General features: G+C 43.2%; 14 protein-coding genes, 1 tRNA gene and 2 pseudogenes. 16 read left to right on the top strand and 1 reads right to left on the bottom strand.

All coding sequences use genetic code 11. From position 1 onward, the window contains the following. Nucleotides 1-10 precede the first annotated feature (10 nt). From fmt to FXF62_RS05435, 16 genes and pseudogenes are all read left to right on the top strand, one after another. Nucleotides 11-949 (top strand): methionyl-tRNA formyltransferase, encoded by a 939-nt coding sequence (gene fmt / locus FXF62_RS05355; protein WP_149517939.1) that lies wholly within the window; start codon nucleotides 11-13, stop codon nucleotides 947-949. Next, nucleotides 939-2,255, top strand: a complete 1,317-nt coding sequence (gene rsmB, locus FXF62_RS05360; protein ID WP_187984241.1) for a 16S rRNA (cytosine(967)-C(5))-methyltransferase RsmB — start codon at nucleotides 939-941, stop codon at nucleotides 2,253-2,255. Before fmt ends, rsmB begins: the two co-directional genes overlap by 11 nt. A gap of 18 nt (nucleotides 2,256-2,273) precedes the next feature. Continuing rightward, nucleotides 2,274-3,014 (top strand): Stp1/IreP family PP2C-type Ser/Thr phosphatase, encoded by a 741-nt coding sequence (locus FXF62_RS05365; protein WP_045498827.1) that lies wholly within the window; start codon nucleotides 2,274-2,276, stop codon nucleotides 3,012-3,014. Further along, nucleotides 3,011-4,885, top strand: a complete 1,875-nt coding sequence (pknB, locus tag FXF62_RS05370; protein WP_149517940.1) for a Stk1 family PASTA domain-containing Ser/Thr kinase — start codon at nucleotides 3,011-3,013, stop codon at nucleotides 4,883-4,885. The genes FXF62_RS05365 and pknB overlap by 4 nt, the downstream gene beginning before the upstream one ends. Before the next feature lie 146 nt (nucleotides 4,886-5,031). Next, on the top strand, nucleotides 5,032-5,520 hold the full coding sequence (gene rimP / locus FXF62_RS05375; protein ID WP_185760541.1) for a ribosome maturation factor RimP: 489 nt from the start codon (nucleotides 5,032-5,034) through the stop codon (nucleotides 5,518-5,520). Nucleotides 5,521-5,581: 61 nt separating this feature from the next. Then, complete coding sequence (gene nusA, locus FXF62_RS05380) at nucleotides 5,582-6,817, top strand: transcription termination factor NusA (RefSeq protein WP_316578647.1); 1,236 nt, start codon at nucleotides 5,582-5,584, stop codon at nucleotides 6,815-6,817. An 11-nt stretch (nucleotides 6,818-6,828) separates the two neighbouring features. Next, nucleotides 6,829-7,125, top strand: a complete 297-nt coding sequence (gene rnpM, locus FXF62_RS05385; RefSeq protein ID WP_045498837.1) for an RNase P modulator RnpM — start codon at nucleotides 6,829-6,831, stop codon at nucleotides 7,123-7,125. Beyond that, the gene (locus tag FXF62_RS05390; protein WP_149517942.1) at nucleotides 7,118-7,417 is read left to right on the top strand and encodes a YlxQ-related RNA-binding protein; all 300 of its coding nucleotides are present in this window, start codon (nucleotides 7,118-7,120) and stop codon (nucleotides 7,415-7,417) included. The genes rnpM and FXF62_RS05390 overlap by 8 nt, the downstream gene beginning before the upstream one ends. A gap of 16 nt (nucleotides 7,418-7,433) precedes the next feature. Next, nucleotides 7,434-7,584: pseudogene (locus FXF62_RS11000) on the top strand (translation initiation factor IF-2 N-terminal domain-containing protein); the annotation flags it as partial. A 71-nt stretch (nucleotides 7,585-7,655) separates the two neighbouring features. Beyond that, a pseudogene (infB, locus tag FXF62_RS05395) lies at nucleotides 7,656-10,241 on the top strand (translation initiation factor IF-2); the annotation flags it as partial. Nucleotides 10,242-10,561: 320 nt separating this feature from the next. Next, nucleotides 10,562-10,912 (top strand): 30S ribosome-binding factor RbfA, encoded by a 351-nt coding sequence (gene rbfA, locus FXF62_RS05405; protein ID WP_149517944.1) that lies wholly within the window; start codon nucleotides 10,562-10,564, stop codon nucleotides 10,910-10,912. Nucleotides 10,913-11,042: 130 nt separating this feature from the next. Further along, nucleotides 11,043-11,128: transfer RNA gene (locus tag FXF62_RS05410), tRNA-Leu, on the top strand. 182 nt (nucleotides 11,129-11,310) lie between these two features. Then, entirely contained in the window at nucleotides 11,311-12,192 is an 882-nt protein-coding gene (locus FXF62_RS05415; RefSeq protein WP_001018995.1) for a class II fructose-bisphosphate aldolase, read from the top strand. Between the two features lie 389 nt (nucleotides 12,193-12,581). Next, the gene (locus tag FXF62_RS05425; RefSeq protein ID WP_149517945.1) at nucleotides 12,582-13,346 is read left to right on the top strand and encodes a class I SAM-dependent methyltransferase; all 765 of its coding nucleotides are present in this window, start codon (nucleotides 12,582-12,584) and stop codon (nucleotides 13,344-13,346) included. A gap of 233 nt (nucleotides 13,347-13,579) precedes the next feature. Beyond that, complete coding sequence (locus tag FXF62_RS05430; RefSeq protein ID WP_262881600.1) at nucleotides 13,580-13,783, top strand: transposon-encoded TnpW family protein; 204 nt, start codon at nucleotides 13,580-13,582, stop codon at nucleotides 13,781-13,783. 120 nt (nucleotides 13,784-13,903) lie between these two features. After that, on the top strand, nucleotides 13,904-14,221 hold the full coding sequence (locus tag FXF62_RS05435) for an inorganic diphosphatase (RefSeq protein WP_149517946.1): 318 nt from the start codon (nucleotides 13,904-13,906) through the stop codon (nucleotides 14,219-14,221). Nucleotides 14,222-14,468: 247 nt separating this feature from the next. On the opposite strand, the gene FXF62_RS05440 is transcribed toward FXF62_RS05435, so the two are convergent. Next, nucleotides 14,469-17,738 (bottom strand): LPXTG-anchored zinc carboxypeptidase, encoded by a 3,270-nt coding sequence (locus FXF62_RS05440; protein ID WP_149517947.1) that lies wholly within the window; start codon nucleotides 17,736-17,738, stop codon nucleotides 14,469-14,471. Between the last annotated feature and the right edge of the window lie 266 nt (nucleotides 17,739-18,004).

An 18,004-nucleotide genomic window follows, 5' to 3' on the forward strand; every position in this document is an offset into this window, starting at 1 on the left:
ATTTGAGGAAATGACAGTGAAATTAATTTTTATGGGAACGCCTGACTTTTCAGCAACGGTCTTAAAAGGCCTGTTGGAGAGCGAACAATATGACATTTTAGCGGTGGTTACTCAACCAGACCGAGCGGTGGGTCGCAAAAAGGAAATCCGCATGACACCAGTCAAGGAAGTGGCTTTAGCTAATGACTTGCCAGTTTACCAACCAGAAAAGTTAGCTAAAAGCGCGGACTTGGAAGAGATTATGAACTTGGGAGCTGACGGCATCGTGACAGCAGCCTTTGGACAATTTCTGCCTAGCCGTTTGCTGGATAGCGTTAACTTCGCAGTGAATGTCCATGCCTCTCTCTTGCCCAAATACCGTGGCGGAGCGCCCATTCATTATGCTTTGATAAATGGCGATGAAGAAGCTGGTGTGACTATTATGGAGATGGTCAAAGAGATGGATGCTGGTGATATGATTGCCAGTCGAGCGATAGCCATTGAAGAGTCTGATAATGTCGGAACTCTCTTTGAAAAACTAGCTGTGATTGGCCGCGATCTTCTTTTAGAAGTCTTGCCAGCCTATGTAGCGGGAGAGATTCAAGCCCAGCCTCAGGATCCAGATCTGGTGACTTTTTCACCAAATATCAGCCCAGATCAAGAGCGGATTGATTGGACAAAGACCAGTCGCCAGATTTTCAATCAGGTTCGGGGCATGAATCCTTGGCCGGTGGCCCATACCCTGCTAGCTGGTCAGCGCTTCAAGATTTACGAAGTTAGCCAAGCGGAAGGCAGTGGTCGTCCGGGTGAAATCCTGACGATCAGCAAAAAAGAATTAGTCGTCGCAGCGGGTCAGGGAGCCCTTTCTCTAAAGACGGTGCAGCCATTCGGCAAGCCCAAGATGGGCATCAAGGACTTTCTCAACGGTCTGGGTCGGAGTTTAGCAGTAGGTGATGAATTTGGAAAGTAAGCAAAAAAGAGCCCGCAAGCTTGCTCTGGAAATTCTGGAAGAAGTCTTTGAAGAGGGCGCTTATTCCAATATTGCCCTCAATAAGGTGCTGAAACAGAGTGCCCTCAGTTCAGCTGATAGAAGCTTGGTTACGGAGCTGGTCTATGGAACGGTCGCTCGCAAAATTAGTCTGGAATGGCAGCTGGCTCATTGGGTGGAGGACAGAGATAAGCTGGATGCTTGGCTTTATATCCTGCTTGAGCTCAGCCTCTATCAGATGCTCTATCTGGATAAAATCCCCCAGCATGCTGTTGTCAATGAAGCTGTTGAGATTGCAAAAGGCCGCAAGCGTGGCAGTGAAAAATACGTCAATGCCATCCTGCGGAAGATCGAGCGGGAAGGTGCAGCTGATCCGGCCACTATCAACCGCAAGAACAAGCGCTACTCAGTCCAGTATTCTCTGCCGGTCTGGCTAGTCAAGGTTTTGATTGACGAATACGGGGAAGAACGTGCGGAAGCTATTTTTGAAAGCCTCTTTGAACGCAACAAGGCCAGCATTCGAGTGACGGATTTGGCTCGAAAGGAAGAAATTAAAGCAGTTTTGGGTGCGGACGATTCGCTCTTGGCTTCTTCAGCCTTGGTCAAGAAACAAGGCCATTTTGCTGGTCATGAGTTCTTTGAAAAAGGCCTGATTACTATTCAAGACGAGTCAAGCCAGCTGGTTGCTCCGACCTTGCAGATTGAAGGGCATGAACATATTCTGGATGCCTGCAGTGCGCCGGGTGGCAAAGCTGTGCACATGGCTTCCTATCTGACGACTGGTCAGATTACAGCCTTGGATCTTTACGACCATAAGCTGGACTTGATTCGTCAAAATGCAGATCGTCTAGGCTTAGCAGATAAAATTACAACTCAAAAGCTGGATGCGACCAAGGTATTTGAGACTTTTGGACCAGATGCTTTTGATAAAATCCTAGTGGACGCTCCCTGCTCTGGAATCGGCTTGATTCGTCGCAAACCAGACATTAAGTACAATAAAGAAAATGCAGATTTTGAAAATTTACAAAAAATTCAGCTGGATATATTAGACAGAGTTTGTCAAAGTCTACGTAAAGGTGGTATAATAACTTATAGTACTTGCACGATTGTGTCTGTAGAGAATTTTGAAGTGGTTAAGAAATTTCTAGAAAGACATCCAAATTTTGAGCAAGTTAGACTAGAACATGAAAGAGAAGATATCGTGAAAGACGGCTGTATCTTGATTACGCCGGAATTATACGGAAGCGATGGATTTTTTATCAGTCAATTTAGGAAGATATCGGACTAAGAGGAGGAAACTGACAGTATGGAAATTTCAATATTAACAGATGTTGGTCAAAAGCGGACAAATAATCAAGATTATGCCAATCTTTTTGTAAATCGGGCTGGCAAGACCATGATTATCTTGGCTGATGGTATGGGTGGTCACAGAGCTGGTAACATTGCCAGCGAAATGGCTGTAACAGACCTGGGTGCTGCATGGGTTGATACTCAGATTGACTCAGTGAACCAAGTCCGTGAATGGTTTGCAGAGCATTTGGAACAAGAAAATCAGCGGATCCATCAATTTGGTCAGGACGAAGAATACAAGGGCATGGGCACGACGCTAGAGGCCTTAGCCATTATTGATAATCAAGCTATCTATGCTCATATTGGTGATTCTCGCATTGGCTTGATTCGTGGTGAGGAATATAGCCAATTAACCAGTGACCATTCACTTGTTAATGCTTTGCTCAAGGCTGGACAGATTACACAAGAAGAGGCGGAACGCCATCCGCAGAAAAATATTATTACTCAATCTATCGGTCAAAAAGATGAAGTGCAGCCTGACTACGGCATGATCACGTTAGAAGATGGTGATTACCTTCTGCTTAACAGTGACGGTCTGACTAATATGATTTCAGACAGCGAAATTTATGATATTGTCACCAGCGACATCAGCCTGTCTGAAAAAACTGAAACCTTAATTCGCTTTGCCAACAATGCTGGAGGACTGGATAACATCACAGTTGCTCTGGTTCGTTTTGACAAGGAGGAGCAGGAATGATTCAAATCGGCAAGATCTTTGCCGGGCGATATAAAATCATCAAGCAGATTGGCCGTGGAGGTATGGCCGATGTCTATCTGGCACGAGACCTGATACTTGATGGCGAGGAAGTTGCTGTAAAGGTTCTTAGAACCAATTATCAGACAGATCCGATTGCAGTTGCCCGCTTCCAGAGAGAAGCCAAAGCGATGGCGGACTTGGATCATCCTTACATTGTCCGGATTTCCGATATTGGAGAAGAAGATGGCCAGCAGTATCTGGCTATGGAATACGTGTCTGGGCTTGACCTCAAACGCTATATCAAAGAAAATTCTCCACTTTCAAATGAAGAAGCAGTCCGAATCATGGGACAAATCCTACTAGCTATGCGTTTAGCGCATACACGTGGGATTGTCCACCGTGACTTAAAACCCCAAAACGTTCTCTTGACGCCAGATGGCAATGCTAAGGTAACAGACTTCGGAATTGCCGTGGCATTTGCAGAGACCAGCCTGACCCAGACCAATTCGATGTTGGGGTCAGTGCATTATCTTTCACCAGAACAGGCGCGTGGCTCTAAAGCAACTGTGCAGAGCGATATTTATGCCATGGGGATTATTTTCTACGAGATGCTGACAGGGCATATCCCTTACGACGGAGATAGTGCTGTAACAATTGCTTTGCAGCATTTCCAAAAGCCCCTGCCGTCAATCATCGCAGAAAATTCGAATGTCCCTCAGGCCTTGGAAAATGTGGTCATTAAGGCGACGGCTAAAAAGCTGAGTGATCGCTATCAGTCCGTTGCGGAGATGTATGTTGACTTGTCTAGCAGCTTATCCTATGACCGCCGAAATGAAAAGAAACTGGTCTTTGATGATGGAGCCAAGGCAGATACTAAAACTCTGCCAAAAGTTCCTCCGGTTCCTCAGTCAGCTCCAAGCCCTGTCGCAGAAGCAGTGGCGCCTAAAGTTGCGGCTGATGTGAAGAGAGAGGCTCCCGTTTTGAAGGCTCCAGTCAAGAAGCCGAAAAAACGCCATTTGAGAGCTAGATACAAGGTTATGTTCTTAGCCATTCTCTTGGTTTTTGCAGCCTTCTTCTTCTTGCTCTATAAAAGTCCTGCCAATACTACGGTACCAGATGTAGCAGGTCAAACAGTGGCGGAAGCCCGTTCGACCATTACTGCTAAAGGCCTCGAAGTAGGGGAAATCAAAGAAGACTACAGTGACAATGTGGCAGAAGGCAAGGTCATCAAGACAGATCCGCCAGTAAATAGCCAGCGTCGGGAAAATAGTAAAGTGGATTTGATTGTCTCTAAAGGCTCAAAAACCTTTACGGTAGAAAACTATGTTGGTCAAAAATCTTCTGAAGCGGTCGAACATCTGAAGAGCACCTACAATATCCCTGAAAAGCTAATCAAGATTGTAGAAGAAGAGAATTCTGATGTTGAAGAGGGAGTTGTTATCAGCCAGACACCGGCTGCAGGTTCTTCTTACGATGTGACATCAAACAAACAGATTACCCTGACAGTGGCTAAAACGGTGACTAGGGTTGAAATGCCAGACTTCGGTCATCTCCAAGTTTCCTATGCCTATGCACGGGCTTATCTGATGGAGATGGGAATTTCTGCGTCTCGAATTGAGCGTGTTATCGATCGTTCTGTAGAGTCAAGTCAAGCTGATTTGGTGACATCCCAGTCTCCAGCAGCTGGACAAAGTATCAAATTGAAATCAAATACCAAGATTACTTTCTACGTAACAGATGGCACAGTCACTAGCTCTTCTAGTTCAAGTGAGCGAACACAACCATCATCCTCTTCAAGCAGCACGAGTGAGGAGGAAAGTCACTCGAGCTCTTCGAGCAGCTCTACAACCGCATCGACGAGCCATCAGTGAGGCAGCTAGTTGCAGAGATCTTATCGAGTCTATTTTAGGCTTTGTAGATAAATAAAAGCGTATCCCTTGATTTTCAAGGCAGACTATGCTATAATTATCTTAGTAAATATGAAAGAGAGGCGAGGAAATATCTTCGCCTCTTGTCTGTGAGGAGGTGCAGTCTTATCGCAACGATTGTTGAATTAGTAAGAGAAGTCATTGAGCCAGCCATCCAAGAACCTTATGAATTGGTGGATATTGAGTATGGAAAGATGGGCGGTGACCATGTTCTCAGTGTTTTTGTAGACAAGCCCGAGGGGATTACGGTCAACGATACAGCAGATTTGACCGATATTATCAGTCCTCTGTTGGACTCTATCAAGCCAGATCCTTTTCCTGACCAGTATTTTCTGGAGGTGACCAGTCCAGGCTTGGAGCGCCCGCTCAAGACCAAGGAAGCTGTGGCAGCTGCAGTCGGCAGTTATATCCATGTCAGCCTTTATAAGGCACTGGATAAAAACAAGGTTTTTGAAGGAACTCTACTTGGATTTGAAGATGATGTTTTGCTTATGGAATATATGGACAAAACACGCAAAAAAGAAGTTGAAATTCCATATAGTCTAGTGTCAAAAGCAAGATTGGCCGTTAAATTTTAATAACAAATCGCAATATTAATGAAGAAAGGAATACTTTTGTTTCGGCAAAAGTTACATGAAGATGAGTAAAGAAATGCTAGAGGCCTTCCGTATTTTGGAAGAGGACAAAGGTATTAAAAAAGAAGATATTATCGAAGCAGTGACAGAATCTCTGCGCTCTGCTTATCGTCGTCGCTACGGTCAGGCAGACAGCGCATCCATTGAGTTTAATGAAAAAACAGGTGATTTCCGTGTCTATACTGTCCGCGAAGTCGTGGATGAGGTCTTTGACAGCCGCTTGGAAATCAGCCTCAAAGATGCCTTGGCGATCAGTTCTGCCTATGAGCTAGGAGACAAGATCAAGTTTGAAGAAGCACCAGCTGAATTTGGCCGCGTAGCAGCTCAATCTGCTAAGCAGACCATCATGGAAAAGATGCGCAAACAAACTCGTGCCATCACTTACAATACCTACAAAGAACATGAAAATGAAATCATGTCAGGAACAGTGGAGCGCTTTGATAATCGCTTTATCTATGTCAATCTGGGCACTATTGAAGCACAATTATCTAAGCAAGACCAGATTCCTGGTGAGGTCTTTGCCTCTCATGACCGTATCGAGGTTTTTGTCTACAAAGTAGAAGACAATCCTCGTGGTGTCAATGTTTTCGTTAGCCGTAGTCATCCAGAAATGATCAAACGCTTGATGGAGCAGGAAATCCCTGAAGTTTACGACGGAACTGTTGAAATCATGAGCGTGTCTCGTGAAGCGGGCGATCGAACCAAGGTAGCGGTTCGCAGCCACAATCCAAACGTGGATGCGATCGGAACCATCGTCGGACGTGGTGGTGCCAATATCAAGAAGATTACCAGCAAATTCCACCCAGCCAAATATGATGCCAAAAGTGGCCGTATGATTCCGACTGAGGAAAATATCGATGTCATCGAATGGGTTGCCGATCCAGCCGAGTATATCTACAATGCCATTGCTCCAGCTGAGGTCGATCAAGTTATCTTCCATGCAGAAGACAACAAGCGAGCTTTGGTTGTTGTGCCAGATAATAAGCTTTCTCTGGCTATCGGCCGTCGTGGTCAAAACGTTCGCTTGGCAGCTCATTTGACTGGCTTTAGAATTGATATCAAGTCAGCCAGCGAATTTGAAGCAATGGAAGCGGCCAACGAGCTTGGTGGATTTGGCCAAGATTACGTACCAGCCGAAGTAGATGCTCCTTCAGCAGAATTTGAAGCGGAAGAGCTGAATGATACAGAAGTGGCAACTGAAATCGAACTCGAAGAAAGTGAAGCAGTAGCCGCAGAATAAGGGAGGCAGATATGGCAAAAACAAGAAAAATCCCTTTAAGAAAATCAGTTGTGTCAAATGAAGTGATTGACAAGCGTGATCTGTTGCGCATCGTCAAGAATAAAGAAGGTCAGGTCTTCATTGATCCGACAGGCAAGGCTAATGGGCGAGGTGCTTATATCAAGCTAGATAATGAAGAAGCTCAGCAGGCCAAGAAAAAACGGGTCTTTAATCGTAGTTTCAGTATGGAAGTAGAAGAAAGTTTCTACGACGAGCTGATTGCCTATGTCGATCACAAAGTCAAGAGAAGAGAGTTGGGTCTTGAATAAAGAAAAACTAGCAAACTTGCTGGGTTTGGCCCAGCGGGCTGGCCGCATCATTTCAGGAGAAGAATTGGTCATCAAAGCCATCCAAGAAGGTAAGGTTCATCTGATCTTTCTAGCTGAGGATGCCGGACCAAATCTGACAAAAAAGATTACTGATAAAAGCCATTATTACAAGATAGAAGTGTCAACCGTGTTTTCAACACTGGAATTAAGCACTGCGATTGGCAAGGCTCGTAAAGTAGCTGCCGTCACAGATGCTGGTTTTATAAAGAAAATGAGGTCTCTTATGCAATAGAAGAGGAGGACAAGAATTGTCTAGAATTAGATTGTACGAAATCGCAAAAGAACTGGGGAAGGAAAGTAAAGAGGTAGTAGCTCGGGCTAAGGAATTAGGTCTAGAAGTTAAAAGCCACTCGTCCAGCGTAGAAGAAGAAGCAGGTCAGCGCATCAAGGCTAGCTTCGCGGCTAAAGAAGTCGCTAAGCCCCTTCCAGAGAAAGAGGTAAATTCCCAGCCAGCACCAAAAAAAGTAGCTGAAAAACCTGCTGCTCCAGTTCAAAAGGAAGCTGCTCCAGCTAAAAAAGAAGAGCCAAAAGTTGCCGAAGCAGTGACAACTGAAGCTCCTGCTAAACCGGCTCCAGCTCGGCCACAAAGTCGAAATTTTAAGGCAGAGCGTGAAGCGCGTGCCAAGGAACAAGCAGAGCGACGTAAGCAGCAACAATATCGGAAACCACAAAATTCTGACCAGAAGGAAAGTAATGAGCGTGATCGTCATGACCGCAAGGCCAACAACGATCGCCAAGAGCGCCGCAATGACCGTCGTGATAATCGTGGTCAAGATGGCCGTCGGAATGGTCAGAATCATCAAGGATTTAACGGTCAAAACCGCCAACAGCCTCAAGGTCCGAAAATTGACTTTAAGGCTCGGGCAGCAGCTCTGAAAGCAGAGCAAAATGCGGAGTACGCACGTTCTAGTGAGGAGCGTTTCAAGCAGGCTCAAGCAGCTAAAGAGGCACAGGAACGTCAGAATAGACGAAAAGACCCAGTCCAAGCAGAGACAACAACTGCTGAAGTATTTAAACCTACTCCGGCTGAAACAGTCCAACCGGCTGCTCCTGCTCCTGCACCAGCACAAGCTGCGGTAGATACTCGTCGTAAAAAGCAAGCTCGACCAGATAAGAAGCGCGATGATTTTGATCGCGAAGAAGAAGGTCCAAGAAAACAACAAAAGAATCGAAATAGTCAAAATCAAGTGAGAAATCAAAGAAACAGTAACTGGAATAACAATAAGAAAAATAAAAAAGGAAAAGGTAACCAGAATCAGGTTCCAAAACCTGTTACAGAACGCAAGTTCCATGAGTTGCCAAGTGAACTTGAGTACACAGATGGAATGACGGTTGCGGAAATCGCAAAACGGATTAAGCGTGAGCCTGCGGAAATCGTTAAGAAACTCTTCATGATGGGAGTGATGGCGACACAAAACCAATCCTTGGATGGCGATACCATTGAACTTCTGTTAGTGGATTATGGAATTGAAGCCAAGAAAAAGGTTGAAGTGGACAATGCGGATATCGAACGCTTCTTCGTCGAAGATGGCTATTTGAATCCAGATGAATTGGTAGAGCGTCCACCAGTTGTCACCATCATGGGACACGTTGATCATGGTAAAACAACCCTTTTGGATACCCTTCGTAATTCACGTGTAGCAACAGGTGAAGCGGGAGGAATCACCCAGCATATCGGGGCTTACCAAATCGTGGAAAATGGCAAGAAGATTACCTTCTTGGATACACCTGGACACGCGGCCTTTACTTCGATGCGGGCGCGTGGTGCTTCTGTTACCGATATTACCATCTTGGTCGTAGCAGCTGATGACGGTGTTATGCCTCAGACTATTGAAGCGATCAACCACTCTAAAGCCGCTAATGTCCCAATCATTGTGGCTATTAACAAGATTGATAAACCAGGTGCCAACCCAGAACGTGTCATCGGTGAATTGGCTGAACATGGGGTTATGTCAACTGCCTGGGGTGGAGATTCTGAGTTTGTAGAAATTTCAGCCAAGTTCAACCAAAATATCGATGAACTTTTGGAAACGGTCCTTCTTGTAGCTGAAATCCAAGAACTTAAGGCAGATCCAACTGTTCGTGCCATCGGTACGGTTATCGAAGCTCGTTTGGATAAAGGAAAAGGTGCAGTTGCGACCCTTCTCGTCCAACAAGGTACGCTGAATGTTCAAGATCCAATCGTTGTCGGAAATACCTTCGGACGTGTCCGTGCTATGACCAATGACTTGGGTCGTCGTGTCAAAGTGGCAGGTCCATCTACACCGGTTTCTATCACTGGTCTCAACGAAACTCCGATGGCGGGTGACCACTTTGCGGTTTATGAAGATGAAAAATCTGCGCGTGCAGCCGGTGAAGAACGTGCGAAACGTGCGCTGATGAAACAGCGTCAAGCAACCAACCGTGTCAGCCTTGAAAATCTCTTTGATACCTTGAAGGCTGGAGAAGTGAAATCCGTTAATGTCATCATCAAGGCTGATGTTCAAGGATCGGTTGAAGCCCTTGCTGCTTCCCTTCAAAAGATTGAAGTGGAAGGTGTGAAAGTGACCATCGTTCACTCAGCAGTTGGTGCCATCAACGAATCAGACGTCACCCTTGCAGAAGCTTCAAATGCCTTCATCATTGGATTTAACGTCCGCCCTACGCCTCAAGCGCGTCAGCAAGCAGAAGCTGATGATGTAGAAATCCGTCTTCACAGCATTATCTATAAGGTTATCGAAGAAATGGAAGATGCCATGAAAGGAATGCTGGACCCAGAATACCAAGAAAAAATCATCGGGGAAGCCCTTATCCGCGAAACTTTCAAAGTTTCCAAAGTTGGTACTATCGGTGGATTTATGGTTATCAATGGTAAAGTTACCCGTGATTCTAAGGTTCGTGTTATCCGTGATGGCGTCGTGATTTACGATGGTCAGTTGGCTAGCTTGAAGCACTTCAAGGATGATGTGAAAGAAGTCACTAACGGCCGCGAAGGTGGTCTCATGATTGACGGCTATAACGATATCCAAGTGGATGATACGATTGAAGCCTACATCATGGAAGAAATTAAGAAATAAGCTAAGAAATCTGTAAAAACTCTCAGTGAAAAGTATATTGGATGGAAGTCGATACTTCTAGTCCAAGTACCTTTTTCGCAAAGAGCTTAGAGCGAATTTCATTCAACTAAAACTAAAAATATGAGAGTGGGACAGAAATCGGTAATTCGTTAGACTTCGATTTCGTCGTCCCACCTCCGCACAGTTGAGTAGGACTGTAAAAGCTGATGAAATCAGCCTAGTAGAGCCCACTCAATGCTCGACAATCCAAAGACAATTGAGAGGCTAGGACTTTTGTCCCAGCCTCATATTGCAGAAGAAAAAATTAGAAAGGAAATCCTATGGCAAATCATTTTCGTACCGACCGTGTAGGAATGGAAATCAAGCGCGAAGTCAATGAGATTTTGCAGAAGAAAGTTCGTGATCCACGTGTTCAAGGTGTGACCATTACCGATGTCCAAATGCTGGGTGATCTGTCTATGGCCAAGGTCTATTATAGTATCATGAGTGACTTGGCTTCGGAAAATCAAAAGGCGCAGCTGGGCTTGGAAAAGGCAACCGGCACCATTAAGCGTGAACTGGGTCGAAATCTCAAGATGTATAAGATTCCAGATTTGACCTTCGTCAAAGACGAGTCTATTGAGTACGGTAACAAGATTGACCAGATGCTACGCAATCTGGAGAAACATTAATGAAAAGAGTGAGATAGGCTTTTGTTTCTGTGCCTATCTCATTTTTATTTTTGAAAAGACTTTTAAAAAGTTTTGAAAAAAGGTGTTGACAAGGGGAGATTATCCTGTTATACTAGTAAGGTACTCAATCGCGGGGATGGCGGAATTGGCAGACGCGCAGGACTAAGGATCCTGTGACCGCTTTAGGTCGTGAGGGTTCAAGTCCCTCTCTCCGCATAGAATTAGCTGACTTCGGTCAGTTTTTTTGTTTTTTCAAAGAAGCTGAAAATGTCTGAATTCAAAAATTGCTTGGGAATTACTTAAAATTTCAGGAAAAACTAGCAATTTTAGTGAAAAAGTGATAAAATAAACAATGTAAGTGGTTCATTCCACAAAAAATAAGAGGAGGCCTATTACAAATGGCAATCGTTTCAGCAGAAAAATTTGTCCAAGCAGCTCGTGACAATGGTTATGCAGTTGGTGGATTTAACACAAATAACCTTGAGTGGACTCAAGCTATCTTGCGCGCAGCAGAAGCTAAAAAAGCACCAGTTTTGATCCAAACTTCAATGGGGGCTGCCAAATATATGGGTGGTTACAAAGTTGCTCGCAACTTGATCGCTAACCTTGTTGAATCAATGGGTATCACTGTACCAGTAGCGATCCACCTTGACCATGGTCACTACGAAGATGCACTTGAGTGTATCGAAGTTGGTTACACTTCAATCATGTTTGACGGTTCACACCTTCCAGTTGAAGAAAACCTTAAATTGGCTAAAGACGTTGTTGAAAAAGCACACGCTAAAGGTATCTCAGTAGAAGCTGAAGTTGGTACTATCGGTGGTGAAGAAGACGGTATCATCGGTAAAGGTGAATTGGCTCCAATCGAAGACGCTAAAGCAATGGTTGCAACTGGTATCGACTTCTTGGCAGCTGGTATCGGTAACATCCACGGTCCTTACCCTGCAAACTGGGAAGGTCTTGACCTTGACCACTTGAAGAAATTGACAGAAGCTCTTCCAGGTTTCCCAATCGTATTGCACGGTGGTTCAGGTATTCCTGATGACCAAATCCAAGCAGCTATCAAACTTGGTGTTGCGAAAGTTAACGTTAACACTGAATGCCAAATCGCATTCGCTAACGCAACTCGTAAATTTGCTCGTGACTATGAAGCAAACGAAGCAGAATACGACAAGAAGAAACTCTTCGACCCACGTAAATTCTTGGCTGACGGTGTCAAAGCTATCCAAGCATCAGTTGAAGAACGTATTGATGTCTTCGGTTCAGAAGGTAAAGCTTAAGAAGTTTGTAAAAGCTTGATATAACAGGGTTTATCCAATTTGGATAAACCTTTTTTCTTTGTTTTGCCACAAATTTTCCACACTTATTTAGTTAACGAATCTAATATATGTGTGTGACGAAAAATGTGAGTTGAACTTTCCTATAACTTTGAGTGTTTTTACCATTATCTTCATAATTTGCGTCTGGAGCTTCACCATGAGTAGCACGTGTACGAATAACAATCTTTGATTCGATATTTTAAATATAGGAAAAATAAATTTTAAAAATACTAATTAAGAAAATATTGAAATAATAGTAATTGAACATATGGTATAATAAAATGAAATCAAGTAATGGCAATATATTCAACTTAAATCGGAATAATATAAAATTACGAGGAGATTATAAGATGACCGATTATATAAAATTAAATGAAGATAGATGGAATAACGTAAAAAATGCCTATACTGAGCCATTGACACATGAAGAATTAGAAGAAGTTAGAAATCATCCAATTTCTGTTGCTTTAACTGTTGGGAAAAAAGTTCCAAAAGAATGGTTTGAAAAAGCAAATGGAAAAAAGATATTAGGTTTAGCTTGTGGTGGTGGACAGCAGGGACCAGTTTTTGCTATAAAAGGTTATGATGTAACCATAATGGATTTTTCTAAATCACAATTACAAAGAGATGAGATGGTTGCTAAAAGAGAAGGTTTAAAAATCCATACCGTTCAAAGCGATCTGACAAAACCATTTCCATTTGAAAATGAAACTTTTGATATTGTTTTTAATCCGGTTTCAAATGTATATATAGAAGATTTAGAAAACATGTATAAAGAAGCCTCTCGCGTATTGAAAAAGGGTGGATTGTTAATGGTCGGATTTATGAACCCTTGGATATACATGTATGATGCTGACATTGTATGGGACAAACCCGATGAAGAATTACTGTTACAGTTTTCACTCCCTTTTAATTCAAAAGAGCTTGAAGCGGAAGGCAAGATAACCATAAATCCAGAATATGGCTATGAATTTAGCCATACCTTAGAAACTCAGATTAGAGGACAACTTAAAAATGGTCTCGCTATGATCGATTTTTATGAATCCTGTGACAAAAGAAATAGATTATCACGTTATGGAAATGACTATATAGCTACACTCTGTATTAAACTCTAATATTATAGAAAATACTTCAGGAGAATAGCCCGTTATACTTTCCGTAAGGGTTAAAATCTAAATCTCAGTTTGTCAAAGTAAAACAATTAAATAAATTGTAGAGAGGAAGCAAAAGCAAATAGCGATACTTCCTTTTTTGGTGTCAAAAATTCAAAAACGGAAAGGTCAATTTATAGAAGAACTGAAAAACACAGATAAAAAAAGGAATTGGCACAAAGAGAAAGATTGAAAAGATCACCTATGAGGTTCTTGTCCATTTCAATGAAAATGCAACTGAAACAATGCAAGATAAACTTACAAGAATAATGCTGAGGGAGCTTAGGAGAAAATCGGACGAAAAGAAGATGATTTTGATTAAAAAGTCCTTGACAAGTAGCAACAGGAAAAACAGCGAAGTCTATTCTAATTTCATGTGGTGCAAGGTTTACATCATATAGGAACTATAAACGAATAATCAGGCTATAGATAGAAAATCTCGCTCCGGCGGGATTTTTCTTGTATAATGAAGCTAGAAAGTAGCTGATGGAGGTAAAGAAAGGGTGAAATGCAAGGAAAAAATGTTTAGTGCTATTATTGATCGGCCGGTCGGTTTTGAAGATTCTTTTGGGAATGTCTATCCGATTAATTATGGCTATATCCCTGAGCTAATGGGTGGAGATGGCGAAGAGCAGGATGTGTATATTATTTTCCATGACCAGCAGCAGCCTCTGGAAAATTTTACAGGAAAGTTAGTTGCTATCATCCATCGGCATGATGATATAGAAGACAAGTGGGTCTTGGCTCCTATTAATGAGGAGATTAACAAAACGTTGATAGCGGAGCAGACTCATTTTATGGAGCAGTATTTCGATTCTTGGATTGAGATGGTGGAATAGAGCAATGATTCAAGTCCCTAAAATCAATGATAAAGAGTAAAAATTATTTCTTGTGAGCGCTGTTCTAACTGGTTTAGCTTAATAATGAAAGTCTATATCCGATTGAGCTTTCCTCAATATTGGATCAGATTGCAGGATCATAAGTTACGAAAAAATCGCATGGATGAATCTGAAATGATTTGTCCATGCGATTTTTATATTTAAGAGGCTATTTTAAGCAAAGGTTTATCTAGCAGACGAGAAATGCTTACGCTTCTTTCTTTTTGAGCAAGAAGAGACCCCCGCTTGTAGCTAGAAGAATTGTTGCAACTGTAAAGAGAGCAGAGTTTTCCTTGCTTCCTGTTTGTGGGAGCTGAGCCTGCTGTGTATTTGTTGCTTTTTGAGCTGTAGCAGTAGGTTGTGCTTCGCTTGTTTTCTGAGCTAGGCTTTCTAATTGCTCTTCTTTTGCTTTTGGAGCTGTCGGTTTGTCGGCTGTTTTGCCTGCTTGTTTTGGCAGAGGTTTTTGGTTCAAAATTTCTACAATTTCGACACTCGGTTTGTGAGTGACAGGCATATCTTTCAGCTCAGCCAATTGATTGCCAAAGACAGCGTTGGATACCCAACGGTAGAAGTGAATGGTATGCAGACGATTGGTTGGGTTTCCAGCGTAAACGAAGAGCGGATGTTCCTTGTAATTGCCAGAAATAGCGACAATTTTATTGGCTAATTTTTCATTGCCTGGCCACCAGCCAGCAATGTAATAGTCACTGTCTGCAATAGTTGCCAAAGTCTTGAAGTTGGCAGGGGCTTTTGCGATCCAGTTTCCAGAATTAGAATAGAAGAGATCATTCTTCTTATAGCCGCTAGTCAATGGATCTTTATCGTCTATAATTGCCTTCATCAGCCCTTCAAAATCGCTGCCACCAGAGAATCTTTCCGCATCAAATCCATCTAGAACACCGAGTTTTTCAAGTCGTTGCATAGCAGAGCCACCCACTATAATGGTTGGTTTGCGACCAAGAATAGACTTGTCGAACTTGTTGCTTTCAAGGACGATGACATCAGCTTCCTCAGGTGTATCGACAAGATCAAAGCCTAGATTTTTCAATGCCAGAGCGGTATGAGCAGGTGAGTCCACTCCTGCCCAGTAGAATTGATGAGGAGGTGCATAGACCTTCAGTGCTTTCAAGCTTGGCCCTTCCGGAACCTTATACAAGGCGTCTCCGTAAATAGCATAATCACCTAAGAGATTTGCAAAGGTTGATGTATCAACGATATAACCATCTTCTGTCAGATAGACTTTCTTACCTTGGCGAATGGCTTGGTTGACAGCTTTGACTGCGCTGTCAGATGTATTAGCGATGACATAGTAAGGTGCTGAATAGTTGATATCGCGCGTCCGAGTAGCACGGAGAGCAGTGACTTCACCGAGTTTGCCATCAAAGAGTTTATCTTTAAAGATAGGCTCAGCTTTAAAGCCTCTCATATCTGGGAAGTTTACCAAAAGTTCAGCATACATGGCAGCCCAAGCAGATTCGTTTGATCCTTTGTAGAGGATATGGTTGGCATAGCCACGTTTAGCTTGAGCCATATCGACAACCAGATCGCCCTTCTTATAGTTGCCGACATCTTCCTTCAATTCTTGGATGACAACACCGTTTCTCTTGAAGTATTCAATCATATTAAAGGCTTGTTGGGAATCATTGTCTTTGTCGAGACCCATTGGGATGACATAATAGTCAGGGAAGAATTTTTTCTGACCATTTTTTACCCGTCCAACAACCTTGCCGTCAGGTCCGACCAACTCATTTTCAGCTTTTGGATCTTCAACCTTGTTGATGCCACGGAGATAGAAGTTTAGGCGCATTTCCATGAGCTTGTCAGGATCTTGGGACAGGTAGGAGATGCCTCCGAGGACAGCGTGATAGCCAGCCTTGTAGGCTTCCTGATTGCCCTCAGGGATTTCAATGGTATGGCCTAATATGCCGTGGTACATAGCATAGACACCAGTGTAGCCGGAGAAGGAGTCATCCCAGCCATCGCCCCAGTCTAGTTTAGGGATGATGTAGCTATCATACTTAGAGTTGGCAACGCCAGCACGTCCCATATGGTGAGCATTTTCCAGCATATTTTTTGACAAAAGGTCATATTCAAAGTTTGGATCGTGCGGTGGGGTAGCGGGTTCTATCAAGAATTCTTTAACAAATCCATGAATATCATAAAGGGCAATTGGATTCCATTTGTTGATGAGTCCAGCTACAGTACGGGTTTCTGGGTTGGCCTGATAGCTAGTGTCGCGGTTTGGATCGATTCCGTTGGCAAGAGCACGTGTATTGGCAACATCTCCGTCAGGATTTTCAGTAAAGTCAAAGAGGAAAATGAATTTCTTGAGGAGTTCTTTGACATTAAGAGTGACATTTTTAGCCGCACCGTTGGCATCAGTTGTTTGGAAAGAAATTTGCTCCTTGGTCGCAAAAGTATTGAAGAGTCCAGTGATGATGTCAATAGCTGGCTGTTCGTCAGCATGGGTGTTGTTGATAAGGACTGGAAGTTTGTAGTCCAGCCTACCATTTTTCAGAGCAGCTAACATTTCAGCTGGTTTAGTAAGGGCAACTTTATTGGTTGTATTGAGGTAGTCGTCGATGCTCTTTTGGTCAGAGCTGATGATACCGAGCTTGATATCACGACCTTGAGCACTGCTACCAATTGTTTCGATTTGGACCAGCCGGTCTTTTTTAGCATCTTGTCGGCTCTTTTCGATAGCTGCGAGCATTTCATCGTGGGTATGGAAATCTTCGTAAGGACGAAGGACGATATTCTTGCGAATGGTCAGGCCAAGATCTTCACTAGTTCCGACTAATTCATGAGTTCCCATAAAGTTGCGGTAGGTTCTGCGGATATTGTTCGGTGTCCGCAGGCTTAAGTCTTGACCAAATAGTTCATTAAATTTGAGGGAAACTTTTAGGTCATTTCCATCAGCTTTTTCTTCGACAGTGACAAATGGGTCGCCAGTGAAGGTGCCGTCATCCATTTTCCAAGTTTTCCACTCGCTAATAGGCTTGTTGTCTAGTGTCCAGGTGATTTTACCAGCGTGAGCGCCCTGTTCTTGAATAGTTTCTTCAATGCTGGCTTTTTCGGACATGTAAACTTTACTGTCAGCAAGCTGAACCTTGCTTTCTTGGGTGCTGGCTGCGCGGACTTCTGTTTTAGGCGCAGTATCCAGTTTTTGGCTAGCATCAGCTGCTTTTTCCTCTGGGGCTGTGGAAGGAAGACTAGGAGCCTTGCTGTCGGCAGCTTCAGATGGGCCATTTTTCTCTAGTGGCTCAGCTTGTGGAGTAGTCGAAGTTTCTTCAGGTTTCTCTGTACTTGCAGGCTTAGGCTGTTCCACAAGAGCACTGATTTTGCTGCTGTCTTGCGGAGGTTCAGCAGGGTCAAGTGTATCAGCCGCCGCATTTCCTTGAGCTAAAACGGCTAAGAGAACCGCAGCGGATAGGCTGAGGGCTTGTGTATATAAGCGTTTCTTATATGAGTTTTTCATAAGAAACCTCCTTTTTAATGTGTTCTTAAGCTTAGTATAGCAGAGTTTGAAACCGTTTACAAACAAAAACATAGATAAAAAACGAACTTCTAACAAAAGAAAGAGATATGTGTAATTTCTGAAGAGCATCTGAACCTGATATCGAGAGAGCCATTTTTAGTGGGATGTTGCCAATATTTGAATCAATTATTTTTTAAAAATGGCTTGCAAGATTCGCAGCTTGGATTTCTGCAAATTCATGCAAAAACCAAGCATTTATGCTACAA

The sequence above is a fragment of the Streptococcus cristatus genome (assembly GCF_008369405.1).
Taxonomy (GTDB): Bacteria; Bacillota; Bacilli; order Lactobacillales; family Streptococcaceae; genus Streptococcus; species Streptococcus cristatus_G.

Excerpts from the sequence above, each read along its gene's own strand:
- FXF62_RS05425 (WP_149517945.1), top strand. The coding sequence starts at position 12,582 with ATGACCGATTATATAAAATTAAATGAAGATAGATGGAATAACGTAAAA.
- FXF62_RS05440 (WP_149517947.1), bottom strand. The coding sequence starts at position 17,738 with ATGAAAAACTCATATAAGAAACGCTTATATACACAAGCCCTCAGCCTA.
- FXF62_RS05415 (WP_001018995.1), top strand. The coding sequence starts at position 11,311 with ATGGCAATCGTTTCAGCAGAAAAATTTGTCCAAGCAGCTCGTGACAAT.
- rnpM (WP_045498837.1), top strand. The coding sequence starts at position 6,829 with ATGGCAAAAACAAGAAAAATCCCTTTAAGAAAATCAGTTGTGTCAAAT.
- pknB (WP_149517940.1), top strand. The coding sequence starts at position 3,011 with ATGATTCAAATCGGCAAGATCTTTGCCGGGCGATATAAAATCATCAAG.
- fmt (WP_149517939.1), top strand. The coding sequence starts at position 11 with ATGACAGTGAAATTAATTTTTATGGGAACGCCTGACTTTTCAGCAACG.
- FXF62_RS05435 (WP_149517946.1), top strand. The coding sequence starts at position 13,904 with ATGTTTAGTGCTATTATTGATCGGCCGGTCGGTTTTGAAGATTCTTTT.
- rbfA (WP_149517944.1), top strand. The coding sequence starts at position 10,562 with ATGGCAAATCATTTTCGTACCGACCGTGTAGGAATGGAAATCAAGCGC.
- nusA (WP_316578647.1), top strand. The coding sequence starts at position 5,582 with ATGAGTAAAGAAATGCTAGAGGCCTTCCGTATTTTGGAAGAGGACAAA.
- FXF62_RS05365 (WP_045498827.1), top strand. The coding sequence starts at position 2,274 with ATGGAAATTTCAATATTAACAGATGTTGGTCAAAAGCGGACAAATAAT.